The organism is Streptomyces sp. NPDC058864, from assembly GCF_042742985.1.
Taxonomy (GTDB): domain Bacteria; phylum Actinomycetota; class Actinomycetes; order Streptomycetales; family Streptomycetaceae; genus Actinacidiphila.
In genome coordinates this window covers 14,538-29,800 of the sequence record NZ_JBHYMQ010000064.1, presented here as the reverse complement: position 1 = coordinate 29,800, position 15,263 = coordinate 14,538, and the positions used below count along the sequence as shown (strand labels likewise).

Here is a 15,263-nt window from a genome sequence, read left to right as displayed (position 1 = left end):
GACTCGGGCCACGGAGGGACACGACGATGGACAGACCGCGGATACGCCTCGGCAGCGACACCTCCTGGCTGGAACTCGTCCACACCGGCGGGGAGGACTGGCGGGTCACAGCGGACTGGTGCTCGTCGCTGACGGCCGATTTCGAGGCCTGTCTCACCTTCGGGGAAGTCGCGGACTTCGCCGCGCGTGTGCTCTCCCGGCTGTCCGCCCCCGACGGCCACGCCTTCTCCGAGGACGTGACTCCCGGGCGCAACAACCCGCTGAGGCTGACGGGCGATCCCTCCGGGGACGGCTACGCCTTCTACGCGACCCTGACACCCAACGGGGACGACAGCGTGTGCCTGCTGCGGATGGAGATGGATCCGGTCGACGCCGGCGAGCTTCGCGACCTGTTCGGCTCGTTGCTGGCGTCGTTGGCGCGCTGACCGAAGAGGTCGCGCCAGCCGCTCCGGTCGGGCATCATCCCCCGGTGGGCATCGTGGTGGACTTCTTCGTGGCGCCGGACGACACCGCGGCGGCCTCGGTCCTGCGGGCCGGGACGGCGCGCGGGTTCGCCTCGCTCACCCTCGGGAACTTCGACCCCGAAGAGGCCCTGGTCGCATGGGAATGCCTGCTCACCGGCCGCGGCTTCGACGAACTCGCGGACGCGGGTGAGCCCCGTGTCGTCGCCGAAGCGGATCACGGCGAGCACGTCGTGCGCGCCCTCTCGCCGCGGCTGTCGGCGGCGCTCGCCGGGGCCGAGCCGTCGCGGCTGCGCCAGGTCGCCGTGGCATGGGCGGCTCGGCGCGCGGCGGAGGGCGATGCCATCGACCCGGACGTCGCCCGGAGGATCGTGGGTGATCCGGCCGTCCTCGTCGGCGACGCGGAACGCCGTGACGAGGGCGTCCACTGCCGGGTCGGGTGAGGGGACACCCGGCGCCTCCCGGGCGCCGTAGCGGTCAGCGCGCGGGGACGGGGAAGAGCATGCAGCTGCTGGTGGCGTGCGCCAGCAGGCGGTCCGTCGCGTCGAACAGCTCTGCCTGGGCGAGGGCGGTACGACGGCCCTGGTTGAGGACGGTGCCGACCGCACGGACCTTGCCGGTGTCGACGGTGATCGGGCGCAGGAACTTCAGGTTCAGGTCGAGCGAGGTGTAGCCCATGCCCTCCGGGAGGACGGACTGCACGGCGCAGCCGGCGGCCGAGTCGAGGAGGGTGGCGTAGACGCCGCCGTGGACGCTGCCGATGGGGTTGTAGTGCTCCTCCCCCGGTTCCATGGCGAAGACCGCGCGGCCCGCCTCGACCTCCTCCAGGGTGAATCCGAGGGTCGAGGCGATGGGCGGGGCGGGAAGGCGCCCGGCCAGCACGTCGCGCAGGAACTCCAGACCGCTGGCGCGGCCGACCGCGGCCGCGGAGACCTTGGGGTCGCCCCACTCGAACGTGCGTGACCTCGCCATGGGGTGTTCCCTCCCTGACCGACTGACTTCGGCATCCGAAGTTAGCCAGTCGCACATCTGGATGTCAATGCCGAAGCCAGCCTACGATGACCGCATGACCTGGCTGGACACCAGTACCGAGAACTGCACGGTGCAGCGCACCCTCGACCTCGTCGGCGAGAAGTGGTCGCTGCTGGTGCTGCGCGACGCCATGAACGGCGTGCGCCGCTTCGACGACTTCCGCCGCCACATGGGGCTGTCCGAGGCGGTGCTGGCGGACCGGCTGCGCAAGCTGGTCGCCGCGGGGATCCTGGACACCGTCCCGTACCGCGAGCCGGGCAGCCGTACCCGCAGCGAGTACCGGCTCACGCCGAAGGGCTGGGACCTGTGGCCCGCGATGATCGCCCTCAAGCAGTGGGGCGACCGGTACACCGCCGACCCGGAGGGCCCGCCCCTGGAGGTCCGCCACCGCGACTGCGACGAGCCCGTCGAGGCGGTCGTCGTCTGCAACGGCGGCCATGACGCGCTCACCCCCCGGGGGGCCTACACCCGGCCCGGCGCCTCCGCCCGCACCGCCGGCTGAGCCGCACCGCGGGCCCGGGCCCGGCGGAACGCGCCCTCGCCCTCGTCCTCGTGGTCTCCGTGGTGAACGTCGACACCCTCTCCCCCGTGTCCCCCGTGTCCCCCGCCGAGGGCGTCGACGTCGAAGCCACCGAGCAGGACACTCCCCCGGGTGCCCGATGACCACCACGAGCGCGAAGCCGGCTCCGCGCATCGGCTCCGTTGTCGGTGCCATGACGATGGTGGCAGGGCTGGCTCCCGGTGCGCATTGCCGGTTCCCGGCAATATTGACGCCTTGTTGACGACCTGTTGACGGCGCGACGTCCCCGGTCAGAGGAGCTGGTCGGGCCAGCCGAGCAGACGGGCACCCATCGCCGCCGTCTCCAGGGTGTAGCGGTGCAGCGGGTCGCCGGGGTCGTAGCCGGTCAGCACCTTGATCCGCTCCAGGCGGTAGGTGAACGTCCGGACCCCGAGGCCGAGCCGGCGCGCGGCCTCCGCGTTGACGTGCCCGGCCTCGGCGTGCGCGCTGATCGTCTCCAGCAGGGGTCCGGCCCCGCCCCGCGCCTGCTCCAGCGGCCCCAGCACGGTGCGGACGAGATCGGCCATGGCGGCCCGGTCCCGCATCAGCACGGGGAATACCAGCAGTTCCTCGGCGCGCAGCACGGGGGGATGCAGGCGCAGCCGGTCGGCGACGTCCAGTGCCCCGAGGGCCTCCTCGTAACTGCGCACGATGCCGCTGGTGCCGGAGTGGGTACGGCCGACCGCCACCCGCCGGGCGGCACCGTAACCAGGGCCGGGGCGGAGCGCCGTGTCGGCGAACGTCTCGAAGACGGAGCGTGCGCCGCCGGGCGCGATGCACACCAGCCGGCCGTCCTTGCCGACCACCAGGACGTCACGGTGGCCGAAGCGGCCCACCAGTTCCCGCTCGACGCGCCGCACCACGGGCTGGCTCTCCTCGTACGCGTCCACGCCGCGAGCCACCGCCACCGCGTGCCCGCGGCCCAGCCGCAGCCCGAAGCGCTCGGCGCGCTCGGCGAGCCGTCCCGGGTCGCTGCGTCCGTGCAGCAGGTCGTCGACGAACTCCGCGCGGGCCGCCTCCTCATGGCGCACCAGGAGCCGCCGGGCGCGTTCGTGACCCTCGCCGAGCGCGACCACCGCTGCGTCGAGGGCGGTCAGCACCGCCTCTCCTGCCCGCTGCATCTCCCTGACGGTGTCGGCGGCCGCGACGCCCCGGAGCGTGCCCCACGCGTCGCGGGTCGCCGTCAGGTAGGCGCCGACGAGGTCGCGCAGCCCGTATCCCCCGCCGCCGGCGCGCTCACCGGACCCGCGGAGCGCGTCCAGCTCGTCGCGTCGCAGTCGCCGGCCCGTCCCCGAGACCTCCCCGAGCATGCGCGTGTACGCCTCGAGCTCCTCCTCCGGTACGCCCCCCATGGCCCCGTCTCCCCTCGGACACACCTCGTTGCCGCCCTCCGGCAATCCGGACCGTATCAACCCTGCCCGGTTCGGTGATCACCGCCCCTTGGCGGACGAGGTATCGATCCGGCCTCAACACCCTTTCCATACAGCCGACTTGACGTACTGCCGTTCGAGGGACGATGATCTCCGCACACTCCCCAGGTCTCCCCCCGTGGCCTGGGGAGTGCTGCGTTCAGCCGCCCGCACCCGCGGCGAGGAGGTCGCCGGAGGCGGTGCGCCGGTAGACCACGCGCCGGTCGACGCGGGTGCCGGTGACCAGTCCGGCGTCGCGCAGCACCGCCAGGTGACCGCCGACGGTGCCGAGGGACAGGCCCAGGTGGGCGGCGAGTTCGCTGGTGGTGGCCGGGCGCCCCAGTTCGTGGAGGATCGCCGCGCGCCCGGTCCCGATCAACCGCCCCAGGGCACGACCGGGTTCGGGGCGCTGCTCGGTCCCGGCGGTCCCACGGGCCGGGTAGACCAGTGCGAACGACGCCGGTGGCGCCTCGCACAGCCAGGTGCCCCTGGAGATGGCGGCGACCGGGACGAACAGCATCCCCTCGTCCCCGACCACCCGGTCCGGGGAACCCCGGTGGCTGAAGCGGATGGCGTCCGCGCCGACCCAGGCGCTGTGCCGGCTCATGTCCTCCAGCGCGCGGGGCCAGCCGTAGGCGGCGAGCAGCCCCGCCCGGTGGGTGACGTCCCGCTCCAGCAGGGCCCGGCGGCGCGGCCAGTCGGGCGCGACGTGCGCGGTCCATGTGTGCCGGAAGACCTCGGCGGTCCTGGCCGCCCAGTCACGTCCGGTCAGCCAGCCGAGGTCGTGCTCCTTCCAGCTGTGCGCCACCGACTTCTCCAGCTCGGCGCGCACCTCCGCGTCGGGCACCCGGGCCACCGCCACGAGTTCGCCGTCGATCGCCGTCCGCATGCCGCCGGTCGGGGGCAGGACGATGTGCGCCGGCATCCACTTCGTGGAGGTCAGCAGCCGTACCAGGCCCTTGGCGAAGGGGTCCGCGTCGAGCGCGGCACGGAATGCGGCGCGGTGGCGCTCGTACCAGGGAGCCAGCCACGGGTCGCAGTACTCCGCACCCAGTACGTGCAGCGACGCGAGGGTCTCGGCCAGCGGCGACAGTGCGAACCGGGACCGCGACAGGGCCAGCGGACTCAGCCGCAGCAGGGTCATCTTTCGCCTCCCGCCGAAACGATAGTGCCCTGCCCGGGCCTCCAGCAGACTCCGGCCGTGCTCCCACCACTTCCGCCGCAGCGGGACTTCCGCTGGTTCCTCACCGCCCAGACCGTGTCCCTGCTCGGCAGCGCGATGGCCCCGGTCGCGCTGGCGTTCGCGGTCCTCGACGCCTCGGCCGGCCTCGGTGACCTCGGTGTCGTCCTCACCGCGTACATGGTGCCGCTGCTGCTGTTCCTGCTCGTCGGGGGCGCCACGGCCGACCGTCTGCCGCGCCGTGCGGTGCTGGTGACGGCGAACCTCGGTTCGGCCGTCACCCAGGGAGCGGTCGCCGCACTGTTGCTGACCGGGCGGTACGCCCTGTGGCCGGTGGCCGCGCTCGGGTTCCTCAACGGTGTGCTGGCCGCGTTCACCACGCCGGCACTGCGCGGCATCGTTCCGGAACTCGTCGCCCGGGACCGGATCCGGCAGGCGAACGCGCTGCTGGGTTCGGTGCGCAACGCCACGAAGATCCTCGGGCCGAGCCTGTCCGGCGTCCTGGCGGCGGCCGTCGGGGGCGGACCGGCCATCGCCTTCGACGCGTTGACCTACCTCATCGCCGCCGGGTGCCTCACCCGCCTGTCGTCGCTCGCCGCCCCCGCCGCGGCACGTCGCCGCCGGGGGCTGCTCGCCGACATCCGCGAGGGCTGGGCCGCGTACCGCCGGATCCGCTGGGTGTGGACGGTGTCGCTGTGCTTCTGCGTGGTCAACCTGGTGCAGGTCGGCACCTGGCAGATCCTCGGCCCGGTGCTGACCCGGCAGATCTCCGGAGAGGCCGCGTGGGGCTTGGTGCTCAGCGCGCGCGGCGCCGGACTGCTGGTGACGAGCGCGCTGATGTACCGGCTGGCGGTCCGTCACCTGCTGCGGCTGAGCGTGCTGGCGGGCGTCCTCGGCGCGCTGCCCCTGCTCGTGCTCGGCGCGCACCTTGACGCCCCGTGGCTCGTCGCCGCCGCCTTCACCGCCGGTCTGGGTTCGTCGGTCGTGGGCATCGGCTGGGACACCTCCCTCCAGGAACACGTGGCACCCGACGCGCTGTCGCGTGTCTCGTCCTTCGACGACCTGCTGTCCTACGTCGCCATTCCCCTCGGCCAGCTCAGCGTGGGGCCGCTCGCCGACCACGTCGGGGGGTACCGGGTGGCGGCGGCCGCCGGAGTCGTCCACGCCGCCGCGGCCCTGGCCCCGATGGCGTCCGCGGCCGTGCGCCGCCTGCCGCACGGCCGTCCCGCCGCCGCGCGCGCCGAAGGGACCCCGGCTGCCGCGTCCGGGCCGACCGGCGGTTGAGCACGGCGGGGGCGACCGTCCCCCTCGCGAGCGGCGTCGCGACGTCCGGCGGGCCGGCGACCGCGGTGCCCGTGGTGTCCGTGGTGTCCGCGCCTCCGGCGGCCCCCCGATTCGGCGGCGCCGGCCGCCCGTTGCCCGGCCACGGGCAGCCCCCCGCCCTCATCCCACGGGCAGCAGGACGCCCGGGTTGAGGATGCCCGCGGGGTCGAGGGCGGACTTGGCGGCGGTGAGGGCGGCCGCGAAGGGGTCCGGGCGCTGGGTGTCGTACCAGGGGCGGTGGTCGCGGCCGACCGCGTGGTGGTGGGTGATCGTGCCGCCGTGGTCGGCGACGGCCTGGGAGACGGCCGCCTTGACGTCGTCCCACTGGGCCACCGTGCTGCCCCAGCGTCCCGCGGCGTAGATCCCGAAGTAGGGGGCGGGCCCGTCGGGGTGGACGTGGCTGAACCGGCAGGTGACGACTCCCGTGCCGCAGACGGTGCGGATCGCCTCGTTCGCGGCGTGGGTGACCGCCGCGTGGAGCTCCTCGAAGCGGTCCCAGGTGCAGGCGGTCTCGAAGGTCTCCACGATCAGGGACTGCTGGGCCAGGGCGTCGCGCTGGTAGGGCATGCGGAGGAAGGACGAGCGCCAGGAGCGGTCCGCTCCGGCTCCCCTGTCCGCGGCCGCGCCGTCCGCACCCGCGTCGGTGTGACGGGCCGGCTCGGGGACGTGGCCGCCGTGGTCGCGGCACAGCTCCAGCGCCCGGTCTATCCAGGGGCCCAACGGGTGGTCGGCGGACTCGAAGGCCAGGATCAGGACGCTGGCGCCGGTGGTGACGCCCGCGTTGACGAGCGCCTCGGAGGGGTCCAGCAGACGGCAGTTCGACGGATGGAGCCCGGACTGGGCCAGGGCACGGGTGGCGGCGACCGCGGCCGGGAACCCGGCGAAGTGGACGGAGGCGTTCGCCCGCCACCGGGGACGTCGCTGCAGGCGCATCCAGGCCTCGGTGATGACCCCGAGGGTGCCCTCGGAGCCGAGGAACATCCGGTCGGGCGACGGCCCCGCGCCCGAGGCGGGCAGTCGCCGTGACTCGCCGGTGCCCGACGGCGTCACGACGCGCAGCGCCTGCGTCAGGTCGTCGATGTGGGTGTAGAGGGTGGCGTAGTGTCCGCCCGCCCGGGTGGCCAGCCAGCCGCCGAGGGTGGAGTACTCGAACGACTGCGGGAAGTGGCGCAGCGTCAGCCCGGAGGGCCGCAGTTGCTCCTCCAGGTGCGGGCCGAGCACGCCGGCCTGGATGCGGGCGGACCGGCTCACCGGATCGACCTCCAGCACGCGGTCCAGGTGCCCCGTGTCGAGCGTCACCGCCGGGCGGCCGTCGGCGAGGCGGGGTTCGACGCCGCCGACGACGGAGCTGCCGCCGCCGAAGGGGATGACGGCGATCCCCGCACGGGTGCACCAGTCCAGGAGGTCGACGACGTCCTGCTCGGTGCGGGGGCGGGCGACGAGGTCGGGGGCGTGGCGCAGGTCGCCGTGGAGGTTGCGGACGACGTCCCGGAAGGCCTTGCCGTGGGTGTGCGCGGCGCGGTCGTGCGGGGTGGCGGAGCACAGGTGGGCCAGGGACGGCGGCGCCGTGACCCGTACGGGCGGCAGGGCGAGGGAGCCGACCTCCGGGGGGAGGTGGACGGTGAGGTCGGCGTCCGGGAGCAGTCCGGCCACCCGGTCGGTCAGCGCGGCGCGTTCGGCGCCCCGCACCGCGTGCTCGACGGTGCCCCATCCCCACCACGACCGTGTGCCCGCGCTCGTCATGCGTGTCCCGCCCTTCACCTCACCCGGATATGACCACGGGGTAACTTACCATTGGGTCATATCCTTGGGGAGGGGAACTGACCCCGAGGTCAATTCCTTGCCTACAATCACGGACGTGGCGAGCGCGAGAACCCGTACGACCGGGACCAAGGGCGTTCCCCGCGCGGAGCGCGAGGAGCAGCTGCTCACCGCGGCCGTCGAGGAGTTCGGCCGCCGCGGTTACGGCGGTGCGTCGATGGCGGCGATCGCCGAGCGGGTCGGGGTCACCAAGCCGCTGCTCTACCAGTACTTCGGGTCCAAGGACGCGCTGTACGCCGCGGCCCTGGAGCGGGTCGCCGGCTCGCTGACGCGCGCGCTCACCGACGCGCTGGTCCCGGGAGTCACCTCGCTGGGGACGCCGTTGTCCGTGCTGCGCGCGATCTTCACCACGCTGGAGGGGCAGCGCCACGCCTGGTTCGTGCTGTACGACCGGACGCTGCCCGCCGCGGGTCCGCTGCGCGACGCGGCCGAGCGCCACCGCGCCGCCATCGACGGGCTGGCGGCCGCGGGCAGCGCGGACTTCCTGGCCGCCCGGGGGATCGGCGACCCGCTGGACTCCGACGCGCTCAAGCACCTGTGGACCGGCACCGTCAGCACCCTGGTCACCTGGTGGATCCACCATCCCGGCGAGTCGGCGCAGGAGATGGCGGAGCGCTGCCGGCGGCTGATCACCGCGATCGTCGCCTAGCCCCGTGACCGCGCAGGTTCGCCGCGCCTACGGCCGGGAGGCGGGTGCGCCCGGGCCTGTCGCACGAGCGAGAACCGCACGGCGGGTTTCCGCGTCGCTCCTTGCGGCGTCACGGCCTGTGGGCGCGAAGGACAGCAAAGGTGATCATGAGACAGAAGTGGGTGCTCATCGCCGTTCTGGCGTTTCCGGTGGCTTTCCTGGGTTGGGTCGCCTGGACGTTCATCGCGTCGCCCTTCTTCGGCGACCCGATGTCCCAGCGGGAAACCGTCCCGTGCGAGGAGGCCATGCGCTATGCGGACCAGGACGGACTGCCCAAGGGGGCTCACGACGCGAAGTGCACCGCCCTGAGTTGGCTGGACACGACCTATACGGCCCACTTCACGATCACGCGAGCGGATCTGGACGCATGGCTGAAGGAGGCCTATCCCGGCACCCGTCTCACGGTGGAGGACTGTCTGGGCGCACCGGCGGACGCCTGTGCCCACATCGACCTGAACCCTCCCGCCGACGGCGGGGCGATGGCGGTGGACATCAGTGTGCGGTACGGCCAGCACTCGACGGCGGTCGTCGATTTCGAGCCGTTCGACGTGTGACCCGGCCGGCGGCCGCTCCGGCCCGCCCCCTGCGCGGTCAGAGGGTGACGAGCCGTATCGCCGCGAGGAGGGTCAGGGCGACCGTGACGCGCTCGAAGACCTTCGGGCTGATGCGGCTGATGGTCGCGCGTCCGGCGGCGGCCCCCGCGAGCACCGCCGGGGCGGCCATCGCGCCGAAGGCCAGGGTGCCGGGCGTGATCAGTCCCAGGGCGACGCTGAAGGGCACCTTGAAGGCGTTGAGCAGTAGGAAGAACCAGGCGCTGGTGCCGAGGAACCCCAGCATGGGCAGCCCCACGGCCAGGAAGTACAGCGACATGATCGGCCCCGCCGCGTTGGCCGTCATCGTGGCGAAGCCCGCCAGGATCCCGGCACCCGCCGCGACGGCCCGGTGCTGGGCGACCGGGTCGTCCGGACCCCGGCGCCGGCTCCACCGGTGGACGGCGAGCATCGACAGCAGCAGCGCGCCGATGAGTTCGCGCATGCGCGTGTCGTCGATCCGGTCGACGACCACCGCGCCCAGCAGCACCCCGACCACGACCCAGGGGAAGAGCCGCAGCAGCCGGCCCCAGTCGGCGTGCCGGCGGTAGGCGGCCACCGCGACCGCGTCGCCGACGAGGAGCAGGGGCAGCAGCACACCGGTGGACAGCTTGGCCGGCAGCACCAGCGCGAACAGCGCCACCCCCACCGTCCCGGCCCCGGACACCCCGGTCTTGGAGTAGCCGACGAGGAAGAGGGCGAGCAGCGCCACGGCCCACTGCGCGAGGTCGAGCGAGGGCATCAGGGCCGCCGGAGGGCGGAGAGTGCGAAGGTCACGGCACGTTCTTACCCGGCCCCCGCCGTGCCGCCGCGACCGGGGTGGGCCCGGCGGCGCGGCCGGGGACAACTGCGCCACGATCGCGTCCGGTTGTCATCCAGGATTCCCCGGGGGTCCGTCGTCGCGTGGGCCGGCCGTCCCCGTGCGGGTCTGGGATGGCGGATCAAGGACCGGGCGGGGCGACGTACCGCCCGGTGGAACCGAACGTCAGGAGACCGCATGTCCGTCACAGCCGCCGAACCGCGCGACAGGGCGCGCCGGGTGGGACAGGCCGCGCGCAGGGGGGCGGTGTTCGCCGCCGCCCTGGCGCTGGTCGCCGTCGTGCCGCCGGCCGTCGCGGGGGCGCAGTCGCCCGCCGCCTCCGGCACGCAGGGGATCGCGTGGACGACGCAGCAGGTGGCGCCCGGCCTGGAGGTCCGCAGCGGTGTGCTGCGGGACCCGTCGGCCGCCGGGGTGTGGACGGTGACCGTGCAGGCCCCCGCCGTCAACCGGCTGACGGGCGCGGCCACGTGGGCCCCGCTCGGTGACCGCGCCTGGGCCGACGCCACCGCCGGGCGGCTGCGGGAGGCCGGGTTCGAGCCGCGGCTCGAGGCGGTGGAGTGGGACACCTACGCCGACACCCCGCGCGGCGTGATGGGCTGGCAGGTCCGGGTCGGCCGGTACGCCACGCAGGCCGAGGCCGGCCCGGCGAACGCGGCGGTCGTGGCCGCCGGTTTCCGTACGTCGACGGAGTGGACCGGCTACGACGGACGGCAGTCCGCCGACGGCGAGCGCATCCACGTGGCCGTGGTGGACCCGGAGCGGCTGCGCGGGTCGGTCGCGGTCAGCGACGGCGGCAACGTCGCCGACCGGGAGAAGACCTCGGCGGTCGCCGGCCGGCTGGGGTCGCTGCTCGGCGTGAACGGCGGCTTCTTCATCACCTCGGACGCCGACGGCATCCAGGGCACCGTCGCGGGTCTGTCCGCGGTGGACGGCAAGCTGGAGTCGATGGCCGTCGGTTCGCGTGCGGCGCTGGTCCTCGGCGACGGCGGGCGGCGGCCGCGGATCGCGGACCTGTCCACCTCGGTCACCGTGCGGGCCGGCTCGGCCCGGTACGCGGTGCAGGGCATCAACCGCCTGCCGGGCAAGGTCCGCAACTGCGGCCGTCCCGGCGGCGTCCCGACCGAGCAGCCCCGCCATGACACGACCTGCACCCTGGCGGACGACCTGGTGGAGTTCACGCCGGCGTTCCGCGCGGCGCTGCCCACCGGCGCGGGCGTGCAGGTGGCGCTCGACGCACACGGCAAGGTGCTCTCGGCCGGCGCCCGCGGCGGTTCCGTCCCCGAGGGCGGCACGGTGCTGCAGGGCACGGGCGCGGCGGCGACGTGGCTGACCGAGCACGCCCGGACCGGGAAGCGGCTGACCCTGAGCGAGGTCGTCCGGGACGCGGAGGGGCGTCAGGTCCGGCTCGGCCACGGCGACAGCATCGTGAGCGCGGCGCCCACCCTGGTGGAGGACGGCCGTGTCCACATCGACGCCGCCGGCGAGGGCACCCTGGACCCGCTGGACCTGTCGTTCGGTTTCGCCTGGTCCAACGTGCGCCAGCCGCGGACGATGGCCGGCATCGACCGGCGGGGCCGGCTGCTGCTGGTGACGGTGGACGGTCGGCAGCCCGGGGTGAGCGAGGGCTTCACCCTCGGCGAGGCGGCCCGGTTCATGCGGTCGCTGGGTGCCGTGCAGGCCCTCAACCTCGACGGTGGCGGCTCGTCGGCGATGGTCGTGGACGGCGTCCTGGCCAACGTCCCCTCGGACGCGACCGGTGAGCGTGCCGTCGGCGACACGATCCAGGTCCTGCCGGGGCGCCGCGGCGGGCGCTGACGCCGGGCCGGCACCGGCCGGCCGCTCCTGACGACCTCCGGCCGCCCCGGGTCCGGCCCCGTGGGCGGCCGGCTGGTCCGTCCGGCCGGACAGGCGGCCTTCTTTCGCTTTTGCCCCGGTATGATGCGCTTCGTGATCATGTCCGGATGGCTGCGGCGACGACGTGCCCGCCCCGACGGCCGCTGGGGGGTCGGCCGGCCGGCCCCGGTGATCCTGACCGTGCTCATCGCCGCCCTGGCCTTCTCGACCCCCCGCGAGATCGCGATCAGCCGTCTGCTGCCCGTGGCACCCGCCCTGGCCGCCGCGATGTGGCCGGTACTGGCGACCGTGCTGCTGGGCGCGTTCTGCCTGCTGGTCATGGTGGGGCTGAGCTTCGTCTACACCGACCTGGGCACCCCGTACACCGGGGCCGCCATCGTCGCCGTCACCCTGGCGGCGGCGTACGCCAGTCACGTACGGATCCAGCGCGAGGAGGCGCTCTTCCACGCCCGGACGGTCGCCGACGCGGCGCAGACGGTGCTGCTGCGGCCGCTGCCGCGGCACATCCAGGGCATGGAGATCGAGTCGCTGTACCTGGCGGCACAGGAGCAGGCACGCATCGGCGGCGACTTCTACGAGGTGGCCGACACGTCCTACGGGGTGCGGCTGCTCATCGGCGACGTGCGCGGCAAGGGGCTGTCCGCCGTGGGGGCGGCCTCCGCGCTGATCAGCTGCTTCCGGGAGGCGGCGCACGACGAGCCGGACCTGGGGGGCATCATCCGCCGCCTGGAGACCAGCATCGGGCGCCACAGCTCCGGCTATCCGGGCCAGGACCTGCCGGAGCGCTTCGCCACCGCCGTGATCGCCGAGATCCCGCACGCCGGCGGCCGCCTGCGGCTGCTCAACTGCGGGCATCCCCCGCCGATCCTGGTGCACGCCGGCCGCGTCCAGGTCCTGGAGCCGAGCGCCGCCTCCCCGCCGCTGAACCTCGCCGACCTCATCGGGGACGCCTACGTCGTGGACACCCACACCTTCTCCGTCGGCGACCAGTTGCTGCTCTACACCGACGGCGTCACCGAGACCCGCGACCGCGCCGGCGCGTTCTTCCCGCTGCCGGACTGGCTGCGGCGCCAGGGCCCGGCGGCGCCCCGCGAACTGCTGGACCGGCTGCACCGGGAGCTGGTGCACTACAGCGGCGGACGGCTGGAGGACGACATCGCCGCCCTGGCCGTGCGCTCGCCGCACGTCGTGACCCGCGACACCGCGTAAATCGCTGTCGCGCGGCCCCGGTCCGGTCCTACGCTCGCCGCCATGCCCCGACCTCACGGATTCTCCTACCGCCGGCGCGGCGACGGCACCGTGGTCGTCACCCACGGCGGGCACACCGCCGCCGTGCTGCGCGGTGAGCGCGCGGAGCGGTTCCTGGACGAGGTGGAGCGCGGCGACGCCCAGCTGGTCATGGCCCGCTGGACCGGCAACTACAGGCACGGCAATGAACGCACCGCCCGCGCCCACCCCCGCAACCAGGGCTGACCGGCCGCCCCGGCTCCCTCCCTCCCCCTCCACTGCCGTACACAAAATGTACAGACTCGGTCCGTTTTGTAGGCTTTCCTTATGGAACGTCGTCGGCCGGCCGGTTCCGGTTCCACGACCGCGGTGGGCGCACCGCGGGTGAGCCTGCGCACCCAGCAGCGGGACCTCACCCGCAACCGGGTCCTGGACGGGGCGGTCGAGGTCTTCGCCGCCAAGTCGTTCGTCGCCGCCACCATGGAGGACATCGCCCGCGCGGCCGGCGTCACCCGGGCCACCGTGTACGCGCACTTCCGCGGCAAGGCGGAGGTCATCGCCGCCCTGACCGACCGGGTGTACGAGGTCACCGACGCCCTGTACGCCGAGCTGGCCTCCGTCCCCGAGTGGACCCGGGCCGCCGTCCGCGTCTGGCTGGAGCACGCCGCGGCGAACTGGCGGGACCTCGCGCCGACCATCCGCGTATTGCTGGCCGCCACCCCGTCGGCGGCCGGTGACGACGGCAGTGCCCGCGACCGCTACCTGGCGGCGCACGAACGCTACGTCGCCCTGCTCACCGCCGGGCCCCGGCGCTGGCGGGGCGTGACCCCCGCGCAGGCCCGGCAGCGGGCCCTGATGGCGGTGCTCCAGACCGGCTCGTTCCTCACCGCCTGGATCGCCGGCGGCCTGCCCGTCGACACCGACGACCCGCTGGAACTCCTCGCCGACGACCTGTGCCACCTGCTGCGCCCCGCCCTCGCCGGCCGGCCCGCCGCACCACGCCGTCCCCGCGGGCCGTCGTGAGGACCGCACCCGACCCCCGAGTCCACTGGAGGCACGCGCCATGGCCGCTACCGAGCCCCGGAACTACCCCTTCACCGAAGCCGACCGGCTGACCGTCGACCCGGCCTTCGCCGGACTGCGCAAGGACGAACCGCTGTGCCGGGTCCGATTCCCCTACGGGGAGGCCGCCTGGCTGGTCACCCGGTACGAGGACGTCAGGACCGTCCTGGGCGACCCCCGGTTCAGCCGGGCCGAGGCCGTCCACCGCGACGAACCGCGCCTGCGGCCGCACCGGGGCCTGGAGGGCAGCATCCTGGACCTCGACCCACCGGACCACACCCGGCTGCGGCGGATCGTGGCCAAGGCATTCACCGCCCGGCACATCGAGCGCCTGCGGCCCCGCACCGAGCAGATCGCCGCCGGACTGGCCGACGGCATGGCCGCCCGCGGCGCGCCCGCCGACCTCGTGGCGGACTTCGCCCTGCCACTGCCCGTCACCGTCATCTGCGAACTGCTCGGCGTCCCCATGGCCGACCGTGCCGACTTCCGCACCTGGTCCGACGCGCTGCTGTCGACCACCAAGTACACCCCGCGGGAGATCCAGGACTGCACGGACGCCCTGATGGCCTACATGGCCGGGCTGATCGCCGAACGCCGCGCCGCGCCGCACGAGGACCTCCTCGGCGCGCTGGTCGACGCCCGGGACAACGGCGAGCGGCTGTCGGAACGGGAACTGCAGGTCCTGGCGGTCTCACTGCTCGTCGCCGGCCACGAGACCACCGCCTCGCAGATCCCCAACTTCGTCTACACGCTGCTCACCCACCCCGAGCAGCTCGCGGCGCTGCGCGCCGACCCGGCCCTCGTCCCCGGCGCCGTCGAGGAGCTGATGCGCTACGTCCCCCTGGGCAACGGCGCGGGCATGCCCCGCTACGCGCTGGACGACGTCGAACTCAGCGGCGGCACCGTACGCGCCGGGGACGCGGTGGTGGTCTGCCCGGTGTCGGCCAACCGCGACGAGGCGGTCTACACCGACCCCGACCGGCTCGACCTGCTGCGCCAGGAGGCCTCCCACGTCGGGTTCGGACACGGACCGCACCACTGCCTGGGCGCCCAACTGGCCCGCATGGAACTGCAGGTGGCCCTGCGCACCCTGCTCGACCGGCTGCCCGGACTGCGCCTCGCGGGCGCCGAGGAGAGCGTCGTGTGGAAGTCCGGCGTCGCCCTGCGCGGACCCGAACGGATGCCGGTCACCTGGGACCGGACCTGAGGCACCCGGCAAGACCCTACGAGACCTGAC

Annotated in this window: 16 protein-coding genes; 11 read left to right on the top strand and 5 right to left on the bottom strand. The window is 74.2% G+C overall.

The features are described from left to right. Positions 1-26: 26 nt before the first annotated feature. Complete coding sequence (locus ACFW3D_RS33235; protein ID WP_500510664.1) at positions 27-425, top strand: hypothetical protein; 399 nt, start codon at positions 27-29, stop codon at positions 423-425. A 44-nt stretch (positions 426-469) separates the two neighbouring features. Beyond that, positions 470-904 carry a hypothetical protein gene (locus ACFW3D_RS33230; RefSeq protein WP_500510661.1) on the top strand — a complete coding sequence of 145 codons (435 nt, stop codon included), beginning with the start codon at positions 470-472 and terminating at the stop codon, positions 902-904. Between the two features lie 34 nt (positions 905-938). Here the strand turns inward: ACFW3D_RS33230 and ACFW3D_RS33225 are convergent, their stop codons facing one another. Next, a complete protein-coding gene (locus ACFW3D_RS33225) occupies positions 939-1,433 on the bottom strand; it encodes a PaaI family thioesterase (protein WP_500510659.1) in 495 nt (164 codons plus the stop codon). A gap of 94 nt (positions 1,434-1,527) precedes the next feature. Here ACFW3D_RS33225 and ACFW3D_RS33220 point away from each other — a divergent pair, with 94 nt between their 5' ends. After that, the gene (locus tag ACFW3D_RS33220) at positions 1,528-1,995 is read left to right on the top strand and encodes a winged helix-turn-helix transcriptional regulator (RefSeq protein WP_500510657.1); all 468 of its coding nucleotides are present in this window, start codon (positions 1,528-1,530) and stop codon (positions 1,993-1,995) included. A gap of 308 nt (positions 1,996-2,303) precedes the next feature. Here ACFW3D_RS33220 and ACFW3D_RS33215 read toward each other — a convergent pair whose 3' ends face one another. Then, on the bottom strand, positions 2,304-3,404 hold the full coding sequence (locus tag ACFW3D_RS33215; protein WP_500510655.1) for a PucR family transcriptional regulator: 1,101 nt from the start codon (positions 3,402-3,404) through the stop codon (positions 2,304-2,306). 217 nt (positions 3,405-3,621) lie between these two features. Continuing rightward, positions 3,622-4,605, bottom strand: a complete 984-nt coding sequence (locus tag ACFW3D_RS33210; RefSeq protein ID WP_500510653.1) for an ArsR/SmtB family transcription factor — start codon at positions 4,603-4,605, stop codon at positions 3,622-3,624. 57 nt (positions 4,606-4,662) lie between these two features. Here ACFW3D_RS33210 and ACFW3D_RS33205 point away from each other — a divergent pair, with 57 nt between their 5' ends. Further along, positions 4,663-5,925 (top strand): MFS transporter, encoded by a 1,263-nt coding sequence (locus tag ACFW3D_RS33205; RefSeq protein ID WP_500510651.1) that lies wholly within the window; start codon positions 4,663-4,665, stop codon positions 5,923-5,925. A gap of 159 nt (positions 5,926-6,084) precedes the next feature. On the opposite strand, the gene ACFW3D_RS33200 is transcribed toward ACFW3D_RS33205, so the two are convergent. Then, complete coding sequence (locus ACFW3D_RS33200) at positions 6,085-7,707, bottom strand: FAD-binding oxidoreductase (protein ID WP_500510649.1); 1,623 nt, start codon at positions 7,705-7,707, stop codon at positions 6,085-6,087. A gap of 115 nt (positions 7,708-7,822) precedes the next feature. Between ACFW3D_RS33200 and ACFW3D_RS33195 the strand changes: the two genes are divergently transcribed. Together ACFW3D_RS33195 and ACFW3D_RS33190 are read left to right on the top strand one after the other, a co-directional pair. Then, positions 7,823-8,434 (top strand): TetR/AcrR family transcriptional regulator, encoded by a 612-nt coding sequence (locus ACFW3D_RS33195; protein ID WP_500510647.1) that lies wholly within the window; start codon positions 7,823-7,825, stop codon positions 8,432-8,434. A 146-nt stretch (positions 8,435-8,580) separates the two neighbouring features. Further along, positions 8,581-9,027, top strand: a complete 447-nt coding sequence (locus ACFW3D_RS33190) for a hypothetical protein (RefSeq protein ID WP_500510645.1) — start codon at positions 8,581-8,583, stop codon at positions 9,025-9,027. 37 nt (positions 9,028-9,064) lie between these two features. Here ACFW3D_RS33190 and ACFW3D_RS33185 read toward each other — a convergent pair whose 3' ends face one another. Beyond that, a complete protein-coding gene (locus tag ACFW3D_RS33185) occupies positions 9,065-9,805 on the bottom strand; it encodes a TSUP family transporter (protein ID WP_500510644.1) in 741 nt (246 codons plus the stop codon). A gap of 255 nt (positions 9,806-10,060) precedes the next feature. Here ACFW3D_RS33185 and ACFW3D_RS33180 point away from each other — a divergent pair, with 255 nt between their 5' ends. The 5 genes from ACFW3D_RS33180 (at position 10,061) to ACFW3D_RS33160 (ending at position 15,233) form a co-directional block, all read left to right on the top strand. Next, a complete protein-coding gene (locus ACFW3D_RS33180; protein WP_500510642.1) occupies positions 10,061-11,698 on the top strand; it encodes a phosphodiester glycosidase family protein in 1,638 nt (545 codons plus the stop codon). Between the two features lie 132 nt (positions 11,699-11,830). Continuing rightward, positions 11,831-12,946: a PP2C family protein-serine/threonine phosphatase gene (locus tag ACFW3D_RS33175; RefSeq protein WP_500510640.1), complete on the top strand. Its 1,116-nt coding sequence runs from the start codon at positions 11,831-11,833 to the stop codon at positions 12,944-12,946. Between the two features lie 42 nt (positions 12,947-12,988). After that, positions 12,989-13,210, top strand: a complete 222-nt coding sequence (locus ACFW3D_RS33170) for a hypothetical protein (RefSeq protein WP_500510638.1) — start codon at positions 12,989-12,991, stop codon at positions 13,208-13,210. Between the two features lie 81 nt (positions 13,211-13,291). Further along, positions 13,292-13,987 (top strand): TetR/AcrR family transcriptional regulator, encoded by a 696-nt coding sequence (locus ACFW3D_RS33165; RefSeq protein WP_500510636.1) that lies wholly within the window; start codon positions 13,292-13,294, stop codon positions 13,985-13,987. A 40-nt stretch (positions 13,988-14,027) separates the two neighbouring features. Further along, on the top strand, positions 14,028-15,233 hold the full coding sequence (locus ACFW3D_RS33160) for a cytochrome P450 (protein ID WP_500510634.1): 1,206 nt from the start codon (positions 14,028-14,030) through the stop codon (positions 15,231-15,233). Positions 15,234-15,263 lie beyond the last annotated feature (30 nt).